Raw genomic sequence first — 16,023 nt, 5'->3', positions numbered from 1 at the left:
TTTGTATAGGATTATTTTTAAGCATCTAGTACTGATATTTTATAAATTTTTACTCTTAGATAGATGAGGATTGAATCAAGAATAAGTTTTTCGTCATTGTTTTGGTTAGGGAAATATATTAGAAAATCAAGTTGATATGTTGGTTATTAAATTTTATTCAGCCTATTTTCTCTTAATAAGAAAGAGATGATTTGGTTTATCTATCTAAGTCCTTTGTTCAGTCAGAGAAAATTATCAAAATTGCGATGCACAGCCTAAACGATCGTGCTAGACTAGGAGAAATCGGGTGTGCTCCCGATTTTTTTATGCGGTTTATTCCGCGCTGACAAGAATTTAGGTTTACAACATGCCCATTTCAGAGACATGGTTATTACCTGATGGTGTAGCTGATGTATTACCAGAACAAGCGCAAGTCATCGAAAGCCTGCGCCGTCAATCACTGGATTTCCTCGCATCTCGAGGTTATCAGCTGGTGTACACGCCATTTATTGAATACATTGAATCTCTATCTTCTCTCTCAGAATCGAATCAGGATTTAGACTTAGCCACTTTTAAAGTGATCGACCAGCTGTCTGGCCGTTTGCTTGGTGTGCGTGCCGATATGACACCACAAGTGGCTCGTATCGATGCGCATGTACATCCAGTGGAAGGTGTGGCTCGTTATTGCTATGCGGGTACGGTTTTACATACGAAACCTCAAGGATTTAATACCACACGTGCACCATTGCAGTTAGGTGCAGAATTATTTGGTTCAGACAGCATTGATGCTGACGTGGAAATGGTTGACCTGATGATCAGCCTGATTCAGGAAGCGGGTCTGGCCGACGGCGTCCACCTTGACTTAGGTCATGTTGGTCTGTTCCGTAGTCTGATTGCACAAGCGGGTTTAAGTAAAGCAACCGAACGCCAACTGTCTGATCTGTATCAACGTAAAGCATTGCCGGAACTGGCTGAATTTACTGCAAATCTTAAGTTTGGTTCAGACTTCTATACGCTTGGCCGCTTTGCAAGTGACCTGGATGCCTTAAAAACGAATTTAAGTGCTGAAGTATTAGAAAATCCAGCCTTCAAACAGGCATTTGATGCACTGCAAACCACCAAAAATGAAGTTCAGGTGCGCTGGCCGAATCTGCATATTGGGATTGATGTCGTCGAGTTACGTTCATACCATTATCACACCGGCCTGATGTATGCAGTTTATGCACCAAACCGTGCTGCGGCACTGGTACAAGGTGGCCGTTATGATGGCATTGGTGAGCATTTTGGTCGTGCACGTCCGGCAACTGGTTTCTCTTGTGACTTATATGCTTTAAGTGCAGGCAAGTTTGCTACAGCTAAAGTTGTGGTAGCACCTAAGGGTACAGATGCTGCGCTGTTAAATGCGATTCAGGCAACCCGTGCACAAGGCTTAAGTGTAATTCAGTTATTAGGTAATGATGATTTAAACTCAGTACCGTATGCAACTCACCAGCTGGTGAATGTTGACGGTGAGTGGACTATCAAAACGATTTAATCGCTTTAATTGTTTTACTCAGTGTTCATGTCGCTGAGTGGGACTTTCAACTTTAACAGCATGATGTAATGAGGCTATTATGGGCAAGAATGTTGTGGTACTTGGTACCCAATGGGGCGACGAAGGTAAGGGTAAAATCGTCGACCTGCTCACAGATCAAGCGGCTGCAGTAGTTCGTTATCAAGGCGGACATAACGCAGGTCATACTCTCGTGGTTGGTGGTAAGAAAACTGTATTACACCTCATTCCATCAGGTATTTTACGTGAAAACGTATTGTGCTTAATTGGTAATGGTGTGGTTCTTTCACCTGAAGCGCTCATCAAAGAGATGGATATTCTTGAAAAAGAAGGCGTGCCAGTACGTGAACGTCTACGCATTTCTCCAAACTGTCCATTGATTCTTCCACACCACATCGCACTTGACCAAGCTCGTGAGAAAAAACGTGGTAATGCGAAAATTGGTACAACTGGTCGTGGGATTGGTCCTGCTTATGAAGATAAAGTAGCGCGTCGTGCAATCCGTGTTGCTGACCTGGTACGTGGTGGCGAACATCTGAAAGCTCAGCTTGAAGAATTGCTTGAATACCACAACTTCCAATTGACTCAATTCTTCGGTGTTGAAGCAGTTAAAGTTGAAGACGTACTTGCGCTTTGCGACGAATGGCGCAAAGTGATCGAGCCTATGGTTATGGACGTGACTGGTGAACTTCACGCTTACCGTAAAGCTGGCAAGAAAATCATGTTCGAAGGTGCACAAGGTTCATTGCTTGACGTTGACCACGGTACATATCCGTACGTGACTTCTTCAAACACGACTGCTGGTGGCGTAAGCTCAGGTTCAGGTCTTGGTCCATTACACCTTGACTACGTTCTTGGTATTACTAAAGCGTATACTACTCGTGTAGGTTCAGGTCCATTCCCAACTGAGTTGGTGTATGACGCTGCAACAGATACAGGTGATGCAATTGGTAAACACCTGGGTACTGTAGGTTCAGAATTTGGTGCGTCTACTGGCCGTCAACGTCGTTGTGGCTGGTTCGATGCTGAAATCCTGCGTCGTTCAGTAGAAGTGAACTCACTGTCTGGTATTTGCTTGACTAAACTTGACGTTCTTGACGGTTTGGAAGAAGTGAAAATCTGTGTAGGTTACGAAGCTGCTGATTCTGGCTGTGTTGGTTCTTCTGATGCGCTTGCATTTGAAACTTTAAAACCAATTTACGAGACTATGCCAGGCTGGAAAGAATCTACTTTCGGTGCGAAATCACTAGATCAATTGCCACAAGCGGCAATTAACTATGTGAAACGTCTTGAACAATTGATTGAATGTCCAATCGACATCATTTCAACTGGTCCAGACCGTGAAGAAACCATTATTCTTCGCCATCCGTTTGATGCTTAATCCTTTAAGCTGAAAATGATAAAAACCCTGTGATTTCACAGGGTTTTTTATTTGGAAAAGCTTATAAAAATGATTGAAAACCTGTTTGGATTCTTTATGATGTTTTGACCTTATATATTTGAGAAGGTCATGAAATATAAAAATTTATTGGCGGGGATGGTCATTGCGACCACATTAACGGGGTGTACTACGGTTGCAGATTTGATGGGAGCTGATTCAGCTACATTAAATCTGAGTGCAGCACAAAGCTATAATCAGATGCTGACAGAGGCCAAGCAGAAACAGATTCTGGATACGACTTCTGCCACCTATAAAAAAGTAAATCGGGTTTTCCTGAAAATGAAGCCGTATGCGGATCAACTGAACCAGACTGGTCAGAAGTTTGACTGGCAGGTGGCTGTGATCAAATCTAACGAGATTAATGCCTATGTCGCACCAGGTGGCAAGGTGGTGTTCTATACGGGTATTGTCGACACACTAAAACTTACAGACGATGAAGTTGCTGCCATCATGGGACATGAAATGGTGCACGCGCTTGAGGAACATTCTAAAAATAAGGTAGGAGCGCAAGCACTTACCGATTTGGCAGTAAGTATCGGTAGCAAGTATGTCGGGCAGTCCGCTGGTGGTTATGGTGGGCTACTGCTGGATATGGGTGCTCAATTTGGTGTGGGCTTGCCATTCTCACGTAATCTGGAAAGCCGTGCCGATAAAGGCGGGCTCATGCTAATGGCACGAGCGGGCTATAACCCGAATGCAGCGATTACGTTGTGGCAAAAAATGAATGCGCAAGACAGCCGTGGCAATAGCGTCCTGAATAAATTTACATCTACGCATCCAACAAATGATGACCGAATTGCAGTCTTGCAACAGCTGATGCCTGAAGCGATGACGGTATATAAAGCTAAGAAATAATTTGGAAATTCAGGACTAAAGTCTTAACAGCAAGTGCTGTGCAGTGGCATGGCGCTTGTTAGAATAAAACAAAATAAAATATGAGTATGCAGGATGCATAAAAATATCTCGGGAACGATGTTCTATTCCTTGTTATTCGCGATGGGCGGCGCACCGACCATTGCGATGCTGATTATCCGTGCCCAAACTCAGGATCCTGACATTATTTACGGTGCATTTATTGGCTTGAGTGTGATCATTGCCTGTGTATTGGTACCGGTCATCTTGTTACAGAATGCTTTTCTATTTTTTAAGCGTAAAAGTGAAATTTTAGAAGAAAAAATTAAACCTTTGTGTTATTTATATTTAGGTTTAAATATTGTCTGTCTGATTTATTGGCTTACGATACAGTATTGGGGTTAAAATTACATAAAATATAACAAGATGAAGTAATTGTACATTTAGTTGCTCCGGCCTTTAACTTATAATTTTTTACAATGTAAATTAACCTTTTGCTTATGGTGGAGTCACTATAATGAAAAATAAATTCTTGTTAGGTATGGGTGCAGCCGCAGCCATTACTTTGTCTGGTTGTACAACTATTGCCGATATTGCAGGTGCAGATACTGCGACTTTAAATGCTTCAGCCAGCCAAAGCTACAATGCCATGGTGGCAGACGCTAAAGCGAAAGGCCAGCTGGATACCAGTTCAGCGACATATAGTCGTATTAATGCTGTTTTTAACCGTTTAAAACCTTATGCCAACCAGCTGAACCAGACGGGTACTGCATTCCAATGGCAGTTAGCTGTACTAAAATCTGATCAGGTCAACGCTTTTGTCGCACCTGGTGGTAAAGTGGTGTTCTATACCGGTATCGTGAATAAGTTGAATCTGACCGATGCTGAGATCGCAGCCATTATGGGTCATGAAATGGTCCATGCCCTGGAAGAGCACGCGAAACAGAAACTTGGTGCACAAGCCCTGACTGATCTGGCATTGGGTATTGGTTTAAATGCAGCGGGCGTAGGACAAGGTGGTGCTGCAGTAGCACAATTGGGTAGCCAGATTGGTATCGGCTTGCCTTACTCACGTAACCTAGAAAGTCGTGCGGACCAAGGTGGCTTAACCCTTATGGCACGTGCTGGTTATAACCCGAATGCAGCGATTACCCTTTGGGAAAAAATGAACAAGCTTGAAGGTGGTAGCACTGGTGCGACTTTCCTGTCTACTCACCCATCGAACAGTCAACGTATTGCAGCAATGCGTCAAAATCTGCCAGCAGCAATGCAGATCTATAACAAACGTTAATGATTGCGTAATTCGAGTGATTCGCAATTTTAATGATGAAAAGCAGGGCAGTAGTCCTGCTTTTTTATATTTAAAATTTTAAGGCAATAAAAAAGGCAAAGTTTTCACTTTGCCTTTTTGTGCTAAAGACCGGGAAGTCTTAGTGGTGGTGACCACCTGCACCGTGTACGTGACCGTGATCAAGTTCTTCTTGAGAAGGTTCACGGATAGACACGATTTCAACTTCGAAAGTTAAATCTTGACCAGCAAGCGGGAAGTTAGCATCAACAACTACGTTGTCACCTTCAACTGCTTTAACAGTTACGATTTGAACGCCGTCATCAGTTTGTGCTTGGAACTGCATGCCTGCCTGGATGTTGTCTACGCCTTGGAACATTTGTTTAGGCACTTCTTGCACTAGCTCTGGGTTATATTCGCCATAGCCTTCAGCAGCAGGAACATTTACAGTGAATTTTTCACCAACAGTTTTGCCTTCTAAAGCTTTTTCTAAACCAGGGATGATGTTACCTGCACCGTGCAAATAGGCAAGTGGTTCACCTTGAGATTTGTCGAGAGTTTCACCCTCTGCGTTAGTCAATGTGTAGTGGAAAGAAACCACGAGGTTATTTGCAATAGCAGTCATATTAATTGATCCATTCAATTTTTTAAGGGTACATCATAAAGTGAAATTGTATTTTTGTAGACTAAAAATAGCAAAAAAATGCAATTTGACATGTTTAATGACGATTTTTTCATATATGAGGACAATATTTACAATTTCAATGCAATTTCAGCTTGGGTGCAATTTTTCGTGTAACAAAGTCTTTGGCAGTTAACAGACCAGCATGGGTATAGCCATGAATGGTGGCCTGATGAATCCGGTACAGGGATACATACATGGATTTCGCGACAAAGCCTTGAACATTGACCTGACCCAATAATTCACCGACAGCGCTGTTTTGACTTAAAGACACTAATGAACCTTTGTCAGAAAACTTGAACATCGGTAAATAGCTTTCGCCATTAATGCGTGCTTTTAAGGCTCGGACCAGAAAAGTGGCCTGCTGGCTGGCGACCTGTGCACGGGGGCCTAAAACCGGTTGATCTGCTTCAGGCTGACAGTGAGCACAATCACCAAAAACGAAAATATCCGGGTCTGACAAAGTTTGCAGAGTTGCATAAACTTTTAGGCGATTAATGTTGTCTTTTTCCAGCTCTTTAAGTTTTGCCAGAACTTCTGGTGCTTTAATTCCAGCAGCCCAGACTTTAATTTCTGCTTCGAGGCTTGAACCATCAGCAAAGTAAATATGGTCTTCATCGACTTTAGCGACCCGGTGACTGGTTAATACCTCAATACCTAGACGATTGAGCTGCTCCATGGTGTGTTCAGCCATTTTCTCAGACAGTGCAGGTAAGATCCGGTCAGCGGCTTCAATCAAAGTGATTTTGACTTTATTTGGATCGATCTTGTTCAGACCATATTTAAAAAAGTTTTGTTTGGCGATCACCAGCTCGGCAGCCAGTTCTACACCAGTCGCACCGGCTCCAATAATGGCAATTTTAAGCTCACGGGAAGAGGTCTGATTTTGAGCATTGAGATAAAGATGCAGCAGATCCTGCTGGAAGACATCAGCTTGCTGACGGCTGTCGAGAAAATGGCAGTATTGTGCGACACCTTCCGTATTAAAATCATTGGAAGTGGAACCTAATGCCAGCACCAGCGTGTCATAGCTGATGTGTTTCTTCTGTTTAGGCTGGGATTTTTTAGAAAAGTAATCTGTTTCCAGAACAATTTCTTTAGCCTTACGATCCAGATCAACAAATGTTCCCAGCACAAAGTGATAATGATGAGCTGCAGCATGACTAAAATAATTGGTTTCTTCTGCATGCGGATTAAGTGTACCTGCAGCAATTTCATGCAATAAGGGTTTCCAGATATGTGTCAGTTTCTGATCTACCAACGTGATATGCGCTTGGCCACTTTTGCCTAAGGTTTCGCCCAGTTGAGTAGCCAGCTCCAATCCACCTGCGCCACCACCTACAATTACGATTCGATGTGCTGTCATATATTATTAACCTATTTATTTTTCTAATAAAAATAAGAGAAATTTAGACCAAATATACTATGGCATGGGCAGCAGGCCGTCTTGATTAGAATTGTTATACAAATTACAAAACGTAGCAATTATGGCAGAAGAGGTAAAATCGACGAGAGAAGAGAAGAAATCTATGGTGGGAGTTAGAAGACAAATGAGGCCTTCTAACTGTATTCAGCGTTTATTTCTGGATTGGATAGAGTTTGGCACTTGGTGCATTTTCTGTAAAGATGCCAAAGAAGCTAGATAACCAGCTCAGGAATTTCTGGAAGAAACCGGCTTCTTCAAGTTCCACCATATCTTCAATCTGGATGGTACGAATAAGCTGATTATTCTGATACACATGAATCGTCGCTAATGGCATCACTTTGGCCATAGGTGCAATTAACTCAGAAGCAGTCATTTCCACATTAATATGAGTTTGGGTTTCATGGAGCGGTTCAATGCTTTGCATTACACCATCACCTGTATTCAACATTACCCGTTGATGGTTTTGATCGAACTGGTTCAGGTCAATGGCATAATTCTGATCATATAAAGATGTCGTAATAATCTGCGGCTGTTTAGTCTGAACCTTAAACATTTTCAAAGTCGATTTGATCACCGGTAATTCAGCCAGTAGCTGTTTGTCTTTAATGGCGACTTCATTACGAGTATATGTATACGCCAGATTCATCAACTTATGCGACACTTCAGCACGTTTGGCAGCACTTTTAGTCCCTAGAACTACCACGATCAAACGACGATGGGGAAGTTCCATATCATAAGTCGGACGATTGGCGGTAAGCGCCAGGTTATAGCCGGCTGCGCGAGTAAAGCCCGTTTTTAAACCGTCCACGCTTGGGTCCACTTGCAACACGCGGTTAGTGGCGCGGTGAAAATGGTTGTTATAGCTAAAACTTGGCTGCTTGGAATAATACAGATAGTCTGGAGTCTGGTTGACCACAGCTGCCGACAAACGCGCCAGATCGGCTGCAGTAGAATAGTGCTCAGGCATGGTAATGCCGGCCGGATTCTGGAAATGGGTATGAGTCATACCCAGCGCTTTTGCTTCCCGATTCATTCGTTCGACAAAGCTCGGAATATCACCTGAAATTTTTTCTGCCAATGTCACAGCAGCATCATTCGCCGACATAATAATCAGACCTGCCAGAAGCTGATCAATCGAAATCTGCTCACCTTCTTTCAGGTACATTTGTGACTCATCCCACATCACTGTTTTCACAATCGGCGTTGCAGTTAATACTTCACTTTTATCTAATTTGCCCGCCTGAATTTCCTTCAATGCAATATAAGCGACCATCATTTTGGTGAGGGATGCTGGTGCACGTTGAACGTCGGCATTATGTTCGGCAATGACCTGGCCTGACTGTGAGTCAAGAATGGTCCATGCTTCTGCTTCAACGCTTTCAGGCAAAATATTCAGAAGGGCAGCATATGAAATTGCAGGCACAAACAGGCTGAGAACTGCAAGCAGTGAGATGATGTATTTCAAAGGTGTTCCTTAATAACCAACCGGTCGATGAACGATTTAATTTTCACGCATGCTATGCCTTTTTTTTAAGGATAGCTAGTCAGAAATGTAGACAAATGCGACAGCTAAGCAATACTGGCCTAAAAAATGCTAAGCTAAGCTATAACTCATTTATTTGTATTTTATATCGCCTATTATGTTGCATTATCAAATCGAATTTGACGATTATCGTCAGCACCTTATTCACGTAACTCTTCGCTTTTTAGCAGACCCAACGCAAGTCCTTTCTTTACCGACTTGGATTCCGGGCAGTTACCTGATTCGTGAGTTCTCAAAGCATATTGAAGCGGTCAAGGCTTATGATGAGGATGGACGCCAGCTACAAATCCAGAAGTTTGAAAAGAATAAATGGCGTTTATTCAATACGGATCATGAACTGATTACGGTGGAATATGATGTCTATGCGTATGACCTGTCTGTTCGTGGTGCATATGTGGATCAAAACCGTCTTTATGTGAACCCGGCTTGTGCATGTTTAGGGCTGGAAGGTCAGGAACATAAAGAAATTGAAGTAGAAGTATTCCTGCCGGATGAGCTAAAACATTTCCAGCTTGCGACAGGTATGCAGGCTAAAAGTCTGGTCAAAGGTCGTTATACCTTAAAAGCTAAAAACTATGCTGAACTGATTGATGCGCCGTTTGAACTGGCAGAGCAGACCCGTTTCAGCTTTGAAGCCAATGGCATTCCGCATGAGTTTGTGGTGTCAGGCAAGCATGCGATGAATGAACAGCGTATGAAGCAGGACATTGAAAAAATCTGTGCGACAGAAATTTCCATGTTCGGTTCTGCGCCATTCAATGATTATACCTTTATGACCATAGCCACCGGGAACAGCTATGGCGGTTTGGAGCATCCAAACTCAACCAGTCTGATTACACCGCGTGATGATTTCCCTAAAGTAGATGAGCCTGAAGAGCCATCGAGAGATTATCAGCGTTTCCTTGGCCTATGTAGTCATGAGTATTTCCATTCATGGTTAGTGAAATTTATTCGTCCAGAAAACTTCGTGAATTATGATCTAAATAAAGAAGGCTATACCTCTTTGCTTTGGATCTTTGAAGGGTTTACGTCGTATTATGATGACCTGATTCTGCTCCGTAGTGGCGTGATTAATCAGGAATCTTATATTGCATTGCTCAAAGCGCAGATTGACCGTTATTTGCAAAACCCGGGACGTTTTATTCAGTCAGTATCTGAGTCTAGCTTTGATGCCTGGGTAAAATTCTATCGTCAGGATGAAAACTCAAATAATGCCGGTACCAGCTACTACAATAAAGGCTGTTTAGTTGCACTTTGTCTGGATCTAGGTTTACGTCTGCGTGGCTCAAGTCTGGACGCTTTGATGCGTAAGCTATATGAAAATACGCAAAATGGCATTCAGGTAAATGAACGCACTATCTTTGAGTTATGTCAGGAATTGACTGGTGATAACTGGTTAGAACAGATTAATCACCTGATCAATACTACTGATGAATTGCCATTAGATCAGTTATTACCTGAATTTGGCGTGAGCTATACGCTGAAAAATGACAAGTCATTACCATTTGGTTTGAAACTTGTAGATAAGCCTGAAGGTGTGCTGGTTCAGTCTGCACGTCGTGATGGAGCAGGGGTGAAAGCGGGCCTTTCAGCGAATGATGTGATTGTGGCGATTGATGGACTTAAAGCAACGACGAAACTTGTCGAGAAATATGCGAAACAGGAAGGTACGTATACTGTCCATGCATTCCGTCGTGATGAGCTGATGACTTTTGACGTTCAAAATGGTGGTTCTGAACTGACTGAAGTTGAATTGAAAGTTGAAGATCAAACTAAAGCTGAGAAATGGTTGAAAGCTTAATTTAGCATTTGCTGTTTTAAAAAACCGGTGTTGATGCACCGGTTTTTTTATTGCATTAAGTTTTAGAATAATTATTTAACGATCAGTCGTGAGGTTCCACGGAATTCAGCCACGATTTGATCTTCCTGATTCAGGATCTGAATATCGTAAATCCCACTGCGACCGCTACTGGCTTTATGTTCAGCTATGGCGGTAAGGGTATCACCGAGCAGTGCCGGTTTCAGATAATGAATACCACAATGTTGGCCGACTGCTGGATGTTCGCCGGTATTGCAGGCAATGGCAAATGCAGCATCAGCTAATGCAAAAATCACAGCGCCGTTACAGGTCTGATGCCCCTGTAAATGTTGTTCAGACACTTTAAGTTCAATCTTCGCATGATTGTGGTTATAAGAAATTAGATGCGCACCGAGATACTGAATTAACCGGTCCTGATTAAACATCTGGTTCACTTGCTGATCCATTGTAAAACTCCTTTTTTAGATACACTTATTTTGAAAATATTAATTATATGAATCATAAATAACATTCTAGGAGATAAATAACAAGCGAAAGCCAGATGAATGATGAAATGCAGCCATTTTACTTATCAAAATAAAGCGCCATGAAAATGACGCTTTTAGTGATTAAGAATTAGTTACCACGATAGGTTGAATAACCATAAGAGCTCAGTAATAAGGGAATATGATAGTGCTCCAAAGCACCGTCAATCGTAAATACCACAGGTACTTCAGGGAAGAAGGTGCGTTGATTATTGGCCTTAAACCAGTCACCGGTTTTGAAGGTCACTTTATAGATGCCTTTCTGTAAAGCTGTATCTTTAGGATAAAACTCTTTGATACGGCCATTGGCATCTGTTTTTAACTCATTCAGTTTTATCCACTTGTCACCTTGCTGAGCTTCCAAAATCACCGCGACATTGGCGGAGGGCAGACCAGTTTCCTGATTCAGCACATGCACACTTAAAGGATTCTGTGCAAAAGAAAAGCTTGCTGTCGCCGCTAGAAGAGCACCAAAAATAATTTTTTTCATTTGTCTGTTCCTACTCTAGAGATGGATAAAATTAAAGTTGTTTTAAAGTATGTTGAAAGCCTTGTACGGCACACTGATGATCCTGTTCAGAGCCACCAGAGCCTGCGACACCAACAGCGCCAATGAGCTGGTTTTTATAAACTACAGGCACCCCGCCGCCCAGTAATAACAATTCCTCCAAGGTATTTAAATTCTGTGCATCCGGGTTCTTTTGTGCATGACGCATAAAATCTAATGTATTTGTCTTAGTCGAGTATGCAGTAAAGGCTTTACGTTGTGATGCAGTTAAATTGTGAATTCCGACAGATTCATGCCGTTGGCTGGTCAGGACATTGCCGCCTTGATCCAGTACTGTGACTGCAGCGGGTTTGCTGGCTTTCTGACAAGCTTGCATGACATTCTCAGCAAGTTGGTTTGCTGTGCTCAAGTCCATAATATAGGCCGTTTTTAATTCAGCATGGCTTAAGCTAACCATTGCTAAACTCGCTAGATATAAAAATATTTTTCTCTGATTTAATCTACTTCTCATGATAATGTTCAGTCATATAGAAATTGAGAAGATCATAATCAAAGAATGGAAGCTCATGGATGACAATCAGATTACCAATTTGTAATCTTTGCGCCGTATGAAATTGATTAAACTCAGCCCATGCATATTTTAATTGTAGAAGATGAAACCAAAATTGCCGGCTTCTTGGCTACAGGCTTAAATGAATCCGGCTACCAGACTACACAAGTGGGTAATGGCCTGCATGCCTTATCGGTGCTGGAACAGCAACAGATTGATCTGGTATTGCTGGATGTGATGCTGCCCGACCTAGACGGCTGGCAAGTCCTCAAAACCTTGCGTACTTTTTCTAAAGTTCCCGTACTTATGCTGACTGCCAAAGATCATGTGCTTGACCGGGTCAAAGGATTGGAACTGGGTGCAGATGACTATTTAACTAAGCCTTTCTCTTATATCGAACTTTTGGCCAGAATCAAAAGCCTGCTGCGCCGTGTACCGAAAGTTGAACATGAAATGTATCAGGTGGCCAATTTAGAGCTGAATCGTTTAACCCGGGAAGTATTTCGAGACCAGCAAAAAATTGAGCTTACCCAAAAGGAGTTTGCGCTTTTACAGTTGCTGATGGAACACCAGTCCGAAGTTTTAACCCGGACACAAATTGCTTCACTAGTCTGGAATATTAATTTCAATACCGACACCAATGTCGTTGATGTTGCCGTACGCCGATTACGTTCTAAAATTGATGACCATTTCAGTCCAAAACTTATTCATACTGTACGTGGTATGGGTTATAAGCTGGATGTGCACGCATGAAAATGCATTTGGGCACACGTCTCGGCATCGCTTTTGGCCTTATTTCCTGTATCGTTTTTTTAAGTATCGGCGGGTTGTCCTATCACAATATGCAGCAGATGGTGCAACAACAGCAGGATGAAGCTTTGGCCTTGCGGATTTCCAGAATAGAAATATTTCTGGCTGATCAGCAAAGCTTTCAGGTGCTGATCGAACATCCAGAGCTTTATGAGAATATGCTTGGACAGGAAGACAACTTACTGATCCTTAAAAACGCGCAGAATACATTAATTGATATTAATCCTTTAAATATTACTATTCCTCTATTGGATTATCACACCAGGCTGAATTATCAAAATAATAAGCTTGAACAACCCACGACCCGTTTGGCATTTAAGCAAGTGGACTTTAATGGACAGTCTTATCAACTGATTGCCGGTAAGCAGCTCGCAGCAGGGCAACAGGTTTTAAAACATTACCTGATAAAATTAGTGATCTACACTCTGCTTGGTATTATTTTATCTACTTTGTTAGCCTGGCTGATGGGACACTATCTACTGCGATCCATGCGCCAATTAATTTACGCCACTCAGCAAATTAATGTGCAGCAGCTGGATCAGCGTATCGAGTTGCCATCCCGAACTATTGAGGTGCAGCAACTAACAGAGGCTATGAATGCCATGCTGGACCGAATACAGCAAGGCTATGAACAGTTGGCCCGATTTTCTGAAGATATTTCCCATGAATTACGAACGCCCCTGAATAACTTGATGGGGCAAACCCAGATTGCCTTGTCGAAGTCACGCAGTCGCGATGAATTAGAAAATTTGCTGTATTCCCATCTGGAAGAGTATGAACGTCTAACTCAGATGATTGAAAACATGCTATTTATCGCCCGAGTTGAACATGGCCACTATCAGATAGAAAAACAGACACTAGAACTTAGCCAGATCATAGAAGATTTGCTGGCATATTTTGAGTTTCTGGCAGAAGAAAAAAATATGTCTATTTATATGGATATTCCGGCTCAACTGAATATAGCTGCGCATCCAGAACATCTGCAACGTGCGCTTGCCAATTTACTCAGCAATGCCGTGCAATATGGTAAGGAAAATGGCGAGATCAGAATCACGGCGATGACTACAGAAAATAGCTGTCGGATTGATGTACTGACAGCAGGTGTACATATTGGCGAACAGCATTTAGCCCATCTGTTTGAACGCTTTTATCAAGTTGATAGCAGCCGGCATCAAAAAGCCCAAACGGGTGGTTTGGGCTTGGCGATTGTACAGTCGATTATGCAGTTGCATCAGGGGGAAGTTCAGGTGAATAACCATCCTCAAGGTGTGGTCTTTAGTTTGATCTTCCCGATCTAAGCAGTGGCTTAACGTGTACGACGGCCACGACTCTTGGTATTTGGACGGGTGGTACCATTGGTCTTGCGACGTGGTTTTTCACCTTCTTCCATTTGCCAGATACGCGGTGTACCGGTTTTTTTCTTAGTGCCGTCTTTAGTTACTTTCTTGTTAATTGGTTTACCACCGGTACCACCCGGTTTTTTCACATAAGAGCGCGAGCGGTAAGGTGCTTGAGCAGGCACATCTTTAAAGTCTGGATAAAGTAGGGGTTCAATTTCTTTAGTTTCACCTGGCTGTAAACCTAATTGAACCAGATCAATTGAACCGATTTTGGTACGGATCAAACGTAAGGTAGGAAAGCCGACTGCTGCAGTCATACGACGAACTTGGCGGTTACGGCCTTCACAGATTGAAATTTCGACCCATGAAGTTGGAACAGAAGCACGGAAACGTACAGGAGGATTACGTTCCCATAACCATTCCGGTTCAGTGACTTTAATTGCTTTGGCTGGCAGCGTAATACCGTCATTCAGTTCAACGCCTTTACGAAGCTGTTCTAGAGCTTCTTCGGTTATATCACCATCGACCTGAACCAGATAAGTTTTGAATTTTTTGCTGGCTGGATTGGTAATATATTGGTTTAAACCGCCATGATCGGTTAGGAACATCAAACCTTCAGAATCCATGTCTAGACGACCGGCAATACGCAGATCCGGATCGTCTACGAAATCCGCCATAGTCTGATGTTTTTCATCTGGACGAAATTGGGAGAGGACGTCATAAGGCTTGTTAAGAATAACAATTTTCACTTTAACCTACTAAAATATATAAAATAATTCTGGTGTGGAAGTCATGTTGCCCATTGTGATACTCCTTTACTTATAAGTAGGAGATAAGGGAAGACATAAAAGAGTCCACTAAGTGGAAGCTATCATAGCAGATTCTGATTTATCTTCCTTGAATTTATGTTTTGTATCTAATTTGATTGCGACCATGCCGCTTTAAAATGATGTACTTTTTGTATTCAAATATGATCTTCCGTTTAAGAATGTTAATCCTCAATGATCTTCATTTTCTACTGAACTTGTCGAGTCAGTTAAGGGAAGATCAGACAATTCAAGGCTAAGCAAAAAATTGACAATGATTTTTATAGATCTGAAATGGTCTTAACGGATTTACATACCATACAAAAGCTTTCCAAACTGGCTTAGACCACTACAAAGCAAGTTGATATTTTAATTTCACAGTTTCTAATATTTTTAATTTTGAGGTGAACAATGAAATTGTTGACTTTAATTAGTATGGGTATTGCAGCGAGTTATTGTTATAAAAGCATCAAACATAACAAGCAAAATCTTTCAAATCTAAGTTTTGATGAAGTGATCAATCAACACATTTTACGAGATTTTATAGCCTGAGCATTACTTATATTTACTGCTAGTTTAATTTGATTATAAATAGAAAATCTCAACATATATTGTTGGGATTTTTTATTTTTATCATTTAAATATTTTTAGATAAGATGAGTAAGAAAAGTTGTATCAAAATTAAAGTTACATGATTAATCTATTAGATCTCTTTCATAAATCAAAAAACGATCTTCTTTTTGGTTAATATTTGCACTCCGGATTTCTTGGCATTCGTGCATAATCTGCGGATGAAATACATCGATTCAAACAAGCTTTCTGATCCTCAGTTCAAGCGATACACAGGCATCTCATGGTCAACTTTCTATTTGATGGTTGAGCAATTGCAGAAGCATGTCTCTG

Annotated in this window: 16 protein-coding genes; 9 read left to right on the top strand and 7 right to left on the bottom strand. The window is 41.8% G+C overall.

Annotation, left to right across the window (positions count from 1 at the left end; all coding sequences use genetic code 11):
- Window positions 1-346: 346 nt before the first annotated feature.
- The 5 genes from ACEWB7_RS12330 (at window position 347) to ACEWB7_RS12310 (ending at window position 5,115) form a co-directional block, all read left to right on the top strand.
- A complete protein-coding gene (locus tag ACEWB7_RS12330) occupies window positions 347-1,513 on the top strand; it encodes an ATP phosphoribosyltransferase regulatory subunit (RefSeq protein ID WP_312309737.1) in 1,167 nt (388 codons plus the stop codon).
- Between the two features lie 79 nt (window positions 1,514-1,592).
- On the top strand, window positions 1,593-2,912 hold the full coding sequence (locus ACEWB7_RS12325; protein WP_004784184.1) for an adenylosuccinate synthase: 1,320 nt from the start codon (window positions 1,593-1,595) through the stop codon (window positions 2,910-2,912).
- A 129-nt stretch (window positions 2,913-3,041) separates the two neighbouring features.
- Complete coding sequence (locus ACEWB7_RS12320) at window positions 3,042-3,827, top strand: M48 family metallopeptidase (protein WP_159123237.1); 786 nt, start codon at window positions 3,042-3,044, stop codon at window positions 3,825-3,827.
- A 93-nt stretch (window positions 3,828-3,920) separates the two neighbouring features.
- Complete coding sequence (locus ACEWB7_RS12315; RefSeq protein ID WP_180034209.1) at window positions 3,921-4,229, top strand: hypothetical protein; 309 nt, start codon at window positions 3,921-3,923, stop codon at window positions 4,227-4,229.
- 112 nt (window positions 4,230-4,341) lie between these two features.
- Window positions 4,342-5,115 (top strand): M48 family metallopeptidase, encoded by a 774-nt coding sequence (locus tag ACEWB7_RS12310; RefSeq protein ID WP_125279059.1) that lies wholly within the window; start codon window positions 4,342-4,344, stop codon window positions 5,113-5,115.
- A gap of 139 nt (window positions 5,116-5,254) precedes the next feature.
- Here the strand turns inward: ACEWB7_RS12310 and slyD are convergent, their stop codons facing one another.
- The 3 genes from slyD to ACEWB7_RS12295 all read right to left on the bottom strand — a co-directional run bounded on the left by slyD (window position 5,255) and on the right by ACEWB7_RS12295 (window position 8,685).
- The gene (gene slyD, locus ACEWB7_RS12305) at window positions 5,255-5,737 is read right to left on the bottom strand and encodes a peptidylprolyl isomerase (protein ID WP_004784172.1); all 483 of its coding nucleotides are present in this window, start codon (window positions 5,735-5,737) and stop codon (window positions 5,255-5,257) included.
- Between the two features lie 136 nt (window positions 5,738-5,873).
- Window positions 5,874-7,160, bottom strand: coding sequence for an NAD(P)/FAD-dependent oxidoreductase (locus tag ACEWB7_RS12300; RefSeq protein ID WP_312310105.1), 1,287 nt, complete (start codon window positions 7,158-7,160; stop codon window positions 5,874-5,876).
- A 211-nt stretch (window positions 7,161-7,371) separates the two neighbouring features.
- Entirely contained in the window at window positions 7,372-8,685 is a 1,314-nt protein-coding gene (locus tag ACEWB7_RS12295; protein WP_312310107.1) for a D-alanyl-D-alanine carboxypeptidase PBP6B, read from the bottom strand.
- A gap of 175 nt (window positions 8,686-8,860) precedes the next feature.
- On the opposite strand from ACEWB7_RS12295, the gene ACEWB7_RS12290 reads away from it, so the two are divergent.
- A complete protein-coding gene (locus tag ACEWB7_RS12290; RefSeq protein WP_312310109.1) occupies window positions 8,861-10,564 on the top strand; it encodes a M61 family peptidase in 1,704 nt (567 codons plus the stop codon).
- A gap of 71 nt (window positions 10,565-10,635) precedes the next feature.
- Here the strand turns inward: ACEWB7_RS12290 and paaI are convergent, their stop codons facing one another.
- From paaI to ACEWB7_RS12275, 3 genes are all read right to left on the bottom strand, one after another.
- On the bottom strand, window positions 10,636-11,028 hold the full coding sequence (gene paaI, locus ACEWB7_RS12285) for a hydroxyphenylacetyl-CoA thioesterase PaaI (RefSeq protein ID WP_180011661.1): 393 nt from the start codon (window positions 11,026-11,028) through the stop codon (window positions 10,636-10,638).
- A gap of 169 nt (window positions 11,029-11,197) precedes the next feature.
- On the bottom strand, window positions 11,198-11,596 hold the full coding sequence (gene uraH, locus ACEWB7_RS12280; RefSeq protein ID WP_159123243.1) for a hydroxyisourate hydrolase: 399 nt from the start codon (window positions 11,594-11,596) through the stop codon (window positions 11,198-11,200).
- A 31-nt stretch (window positions 11,597-11,627) separates the two neighbouring features.
- Window positions 11,628-12,071: a heme-binding protein gene (locus ACEWB7_RS12275; RefSeq protein ID WP_312310111.1), complete on the bottom strand. Its 444-nt coding sequence runs from the start codon at window positions 12,069-12,071 to the stop codon at window positions 11,628-11,630.
- A 174-nt stretch (window positions 12,072-12,245) separates the two neighbouring features.
- On the opposite strand from ACEWB7_RS12275, the gene ACEWB7_RS12270 reads away from it, so the two are divergent.
- Together ACEWB7_RS12270 and ACEWB7_RS12265 are read left to right on the top strand one after the other, a co-directional pair.
- Window positions 12,246-12,917: a heavy metal response regulator transcription factor gene (locus tag ACEWB7_RS12270; RefSeq protein ID WP_180069037.1), complete on the top strand. Its 672-nt coding sequence runs from the start codon at window positions 12,246-12,248 to the stop codon at window positions 12,915-12,917.
- Window positions 12,914-14,272 carry a heavy metal sensor histidine kinase gene (locus ACEWB7_RS12265; protein ID WP_312310112.1) on the top strand — a complete coding sequence of 453 codons (1,359 nt, stop codon included), beginning with the start codon at window positions 12,914-12,916 and terminating at the stop codon, window positions 14,270-14,272. The genes ACEWB7_RS12270 and ACEWB7_RS12265 overlap by 4 nt, the downstream gene beginning before the upstream one ends.
- 8 nt (window positions 14,273-14,280) lie before the next feature.
- Here the strand turns inward: ACEWB7_RS12265 and ACEWB7_RS12260 are convergent, their stop codons facing one another.
- Window positions 14,281-15,063, bottom strand: coding sequence for an rRNA large subunit pseudouridine synthase E (locus tag ACEWB7_RS12260; protein ID WP_312310114.1), 783 nt, complete (start codon window positions 15,061-15,063; stop codon window positions 14,281-14,283).
- Window positions 15,064-15,531: 468 nt separating this feature from the next.
- Between ACEWB7_RS12260 and ACEWB7_RS12255 the strand changes: the two genes are divergently transcribed.
- On the top strand, window positions 15,532-15,672 hold the full coding sequence (locus ACEWB7_RS12255) for a hypothetical protein (RefSeq protein ID WP_373683635.1): 141 nt from the start codon (window positions 15,532-15,534) through the stop codon (window positions 15,670-15,672).
- The last annotated feature ends 351 nt before the right edge of the window (window positions 15,673-16,023 follow it).

Origin of the sequence: Acinetobacter sp. NIOH-H-8 (assembly GCF_046635365.1) — a bacterium.
Taxonomy (GTDB): Bacteria; Pseudomonadota; Gammaproteobacteria; order Pseudomonadales; family Moraxellaceae; genus Acinetobacter.
Note: the sequence above shows the minus strand (reverse complement) of the source record. Positions and strands in the feature narration are given on the sequence as shown.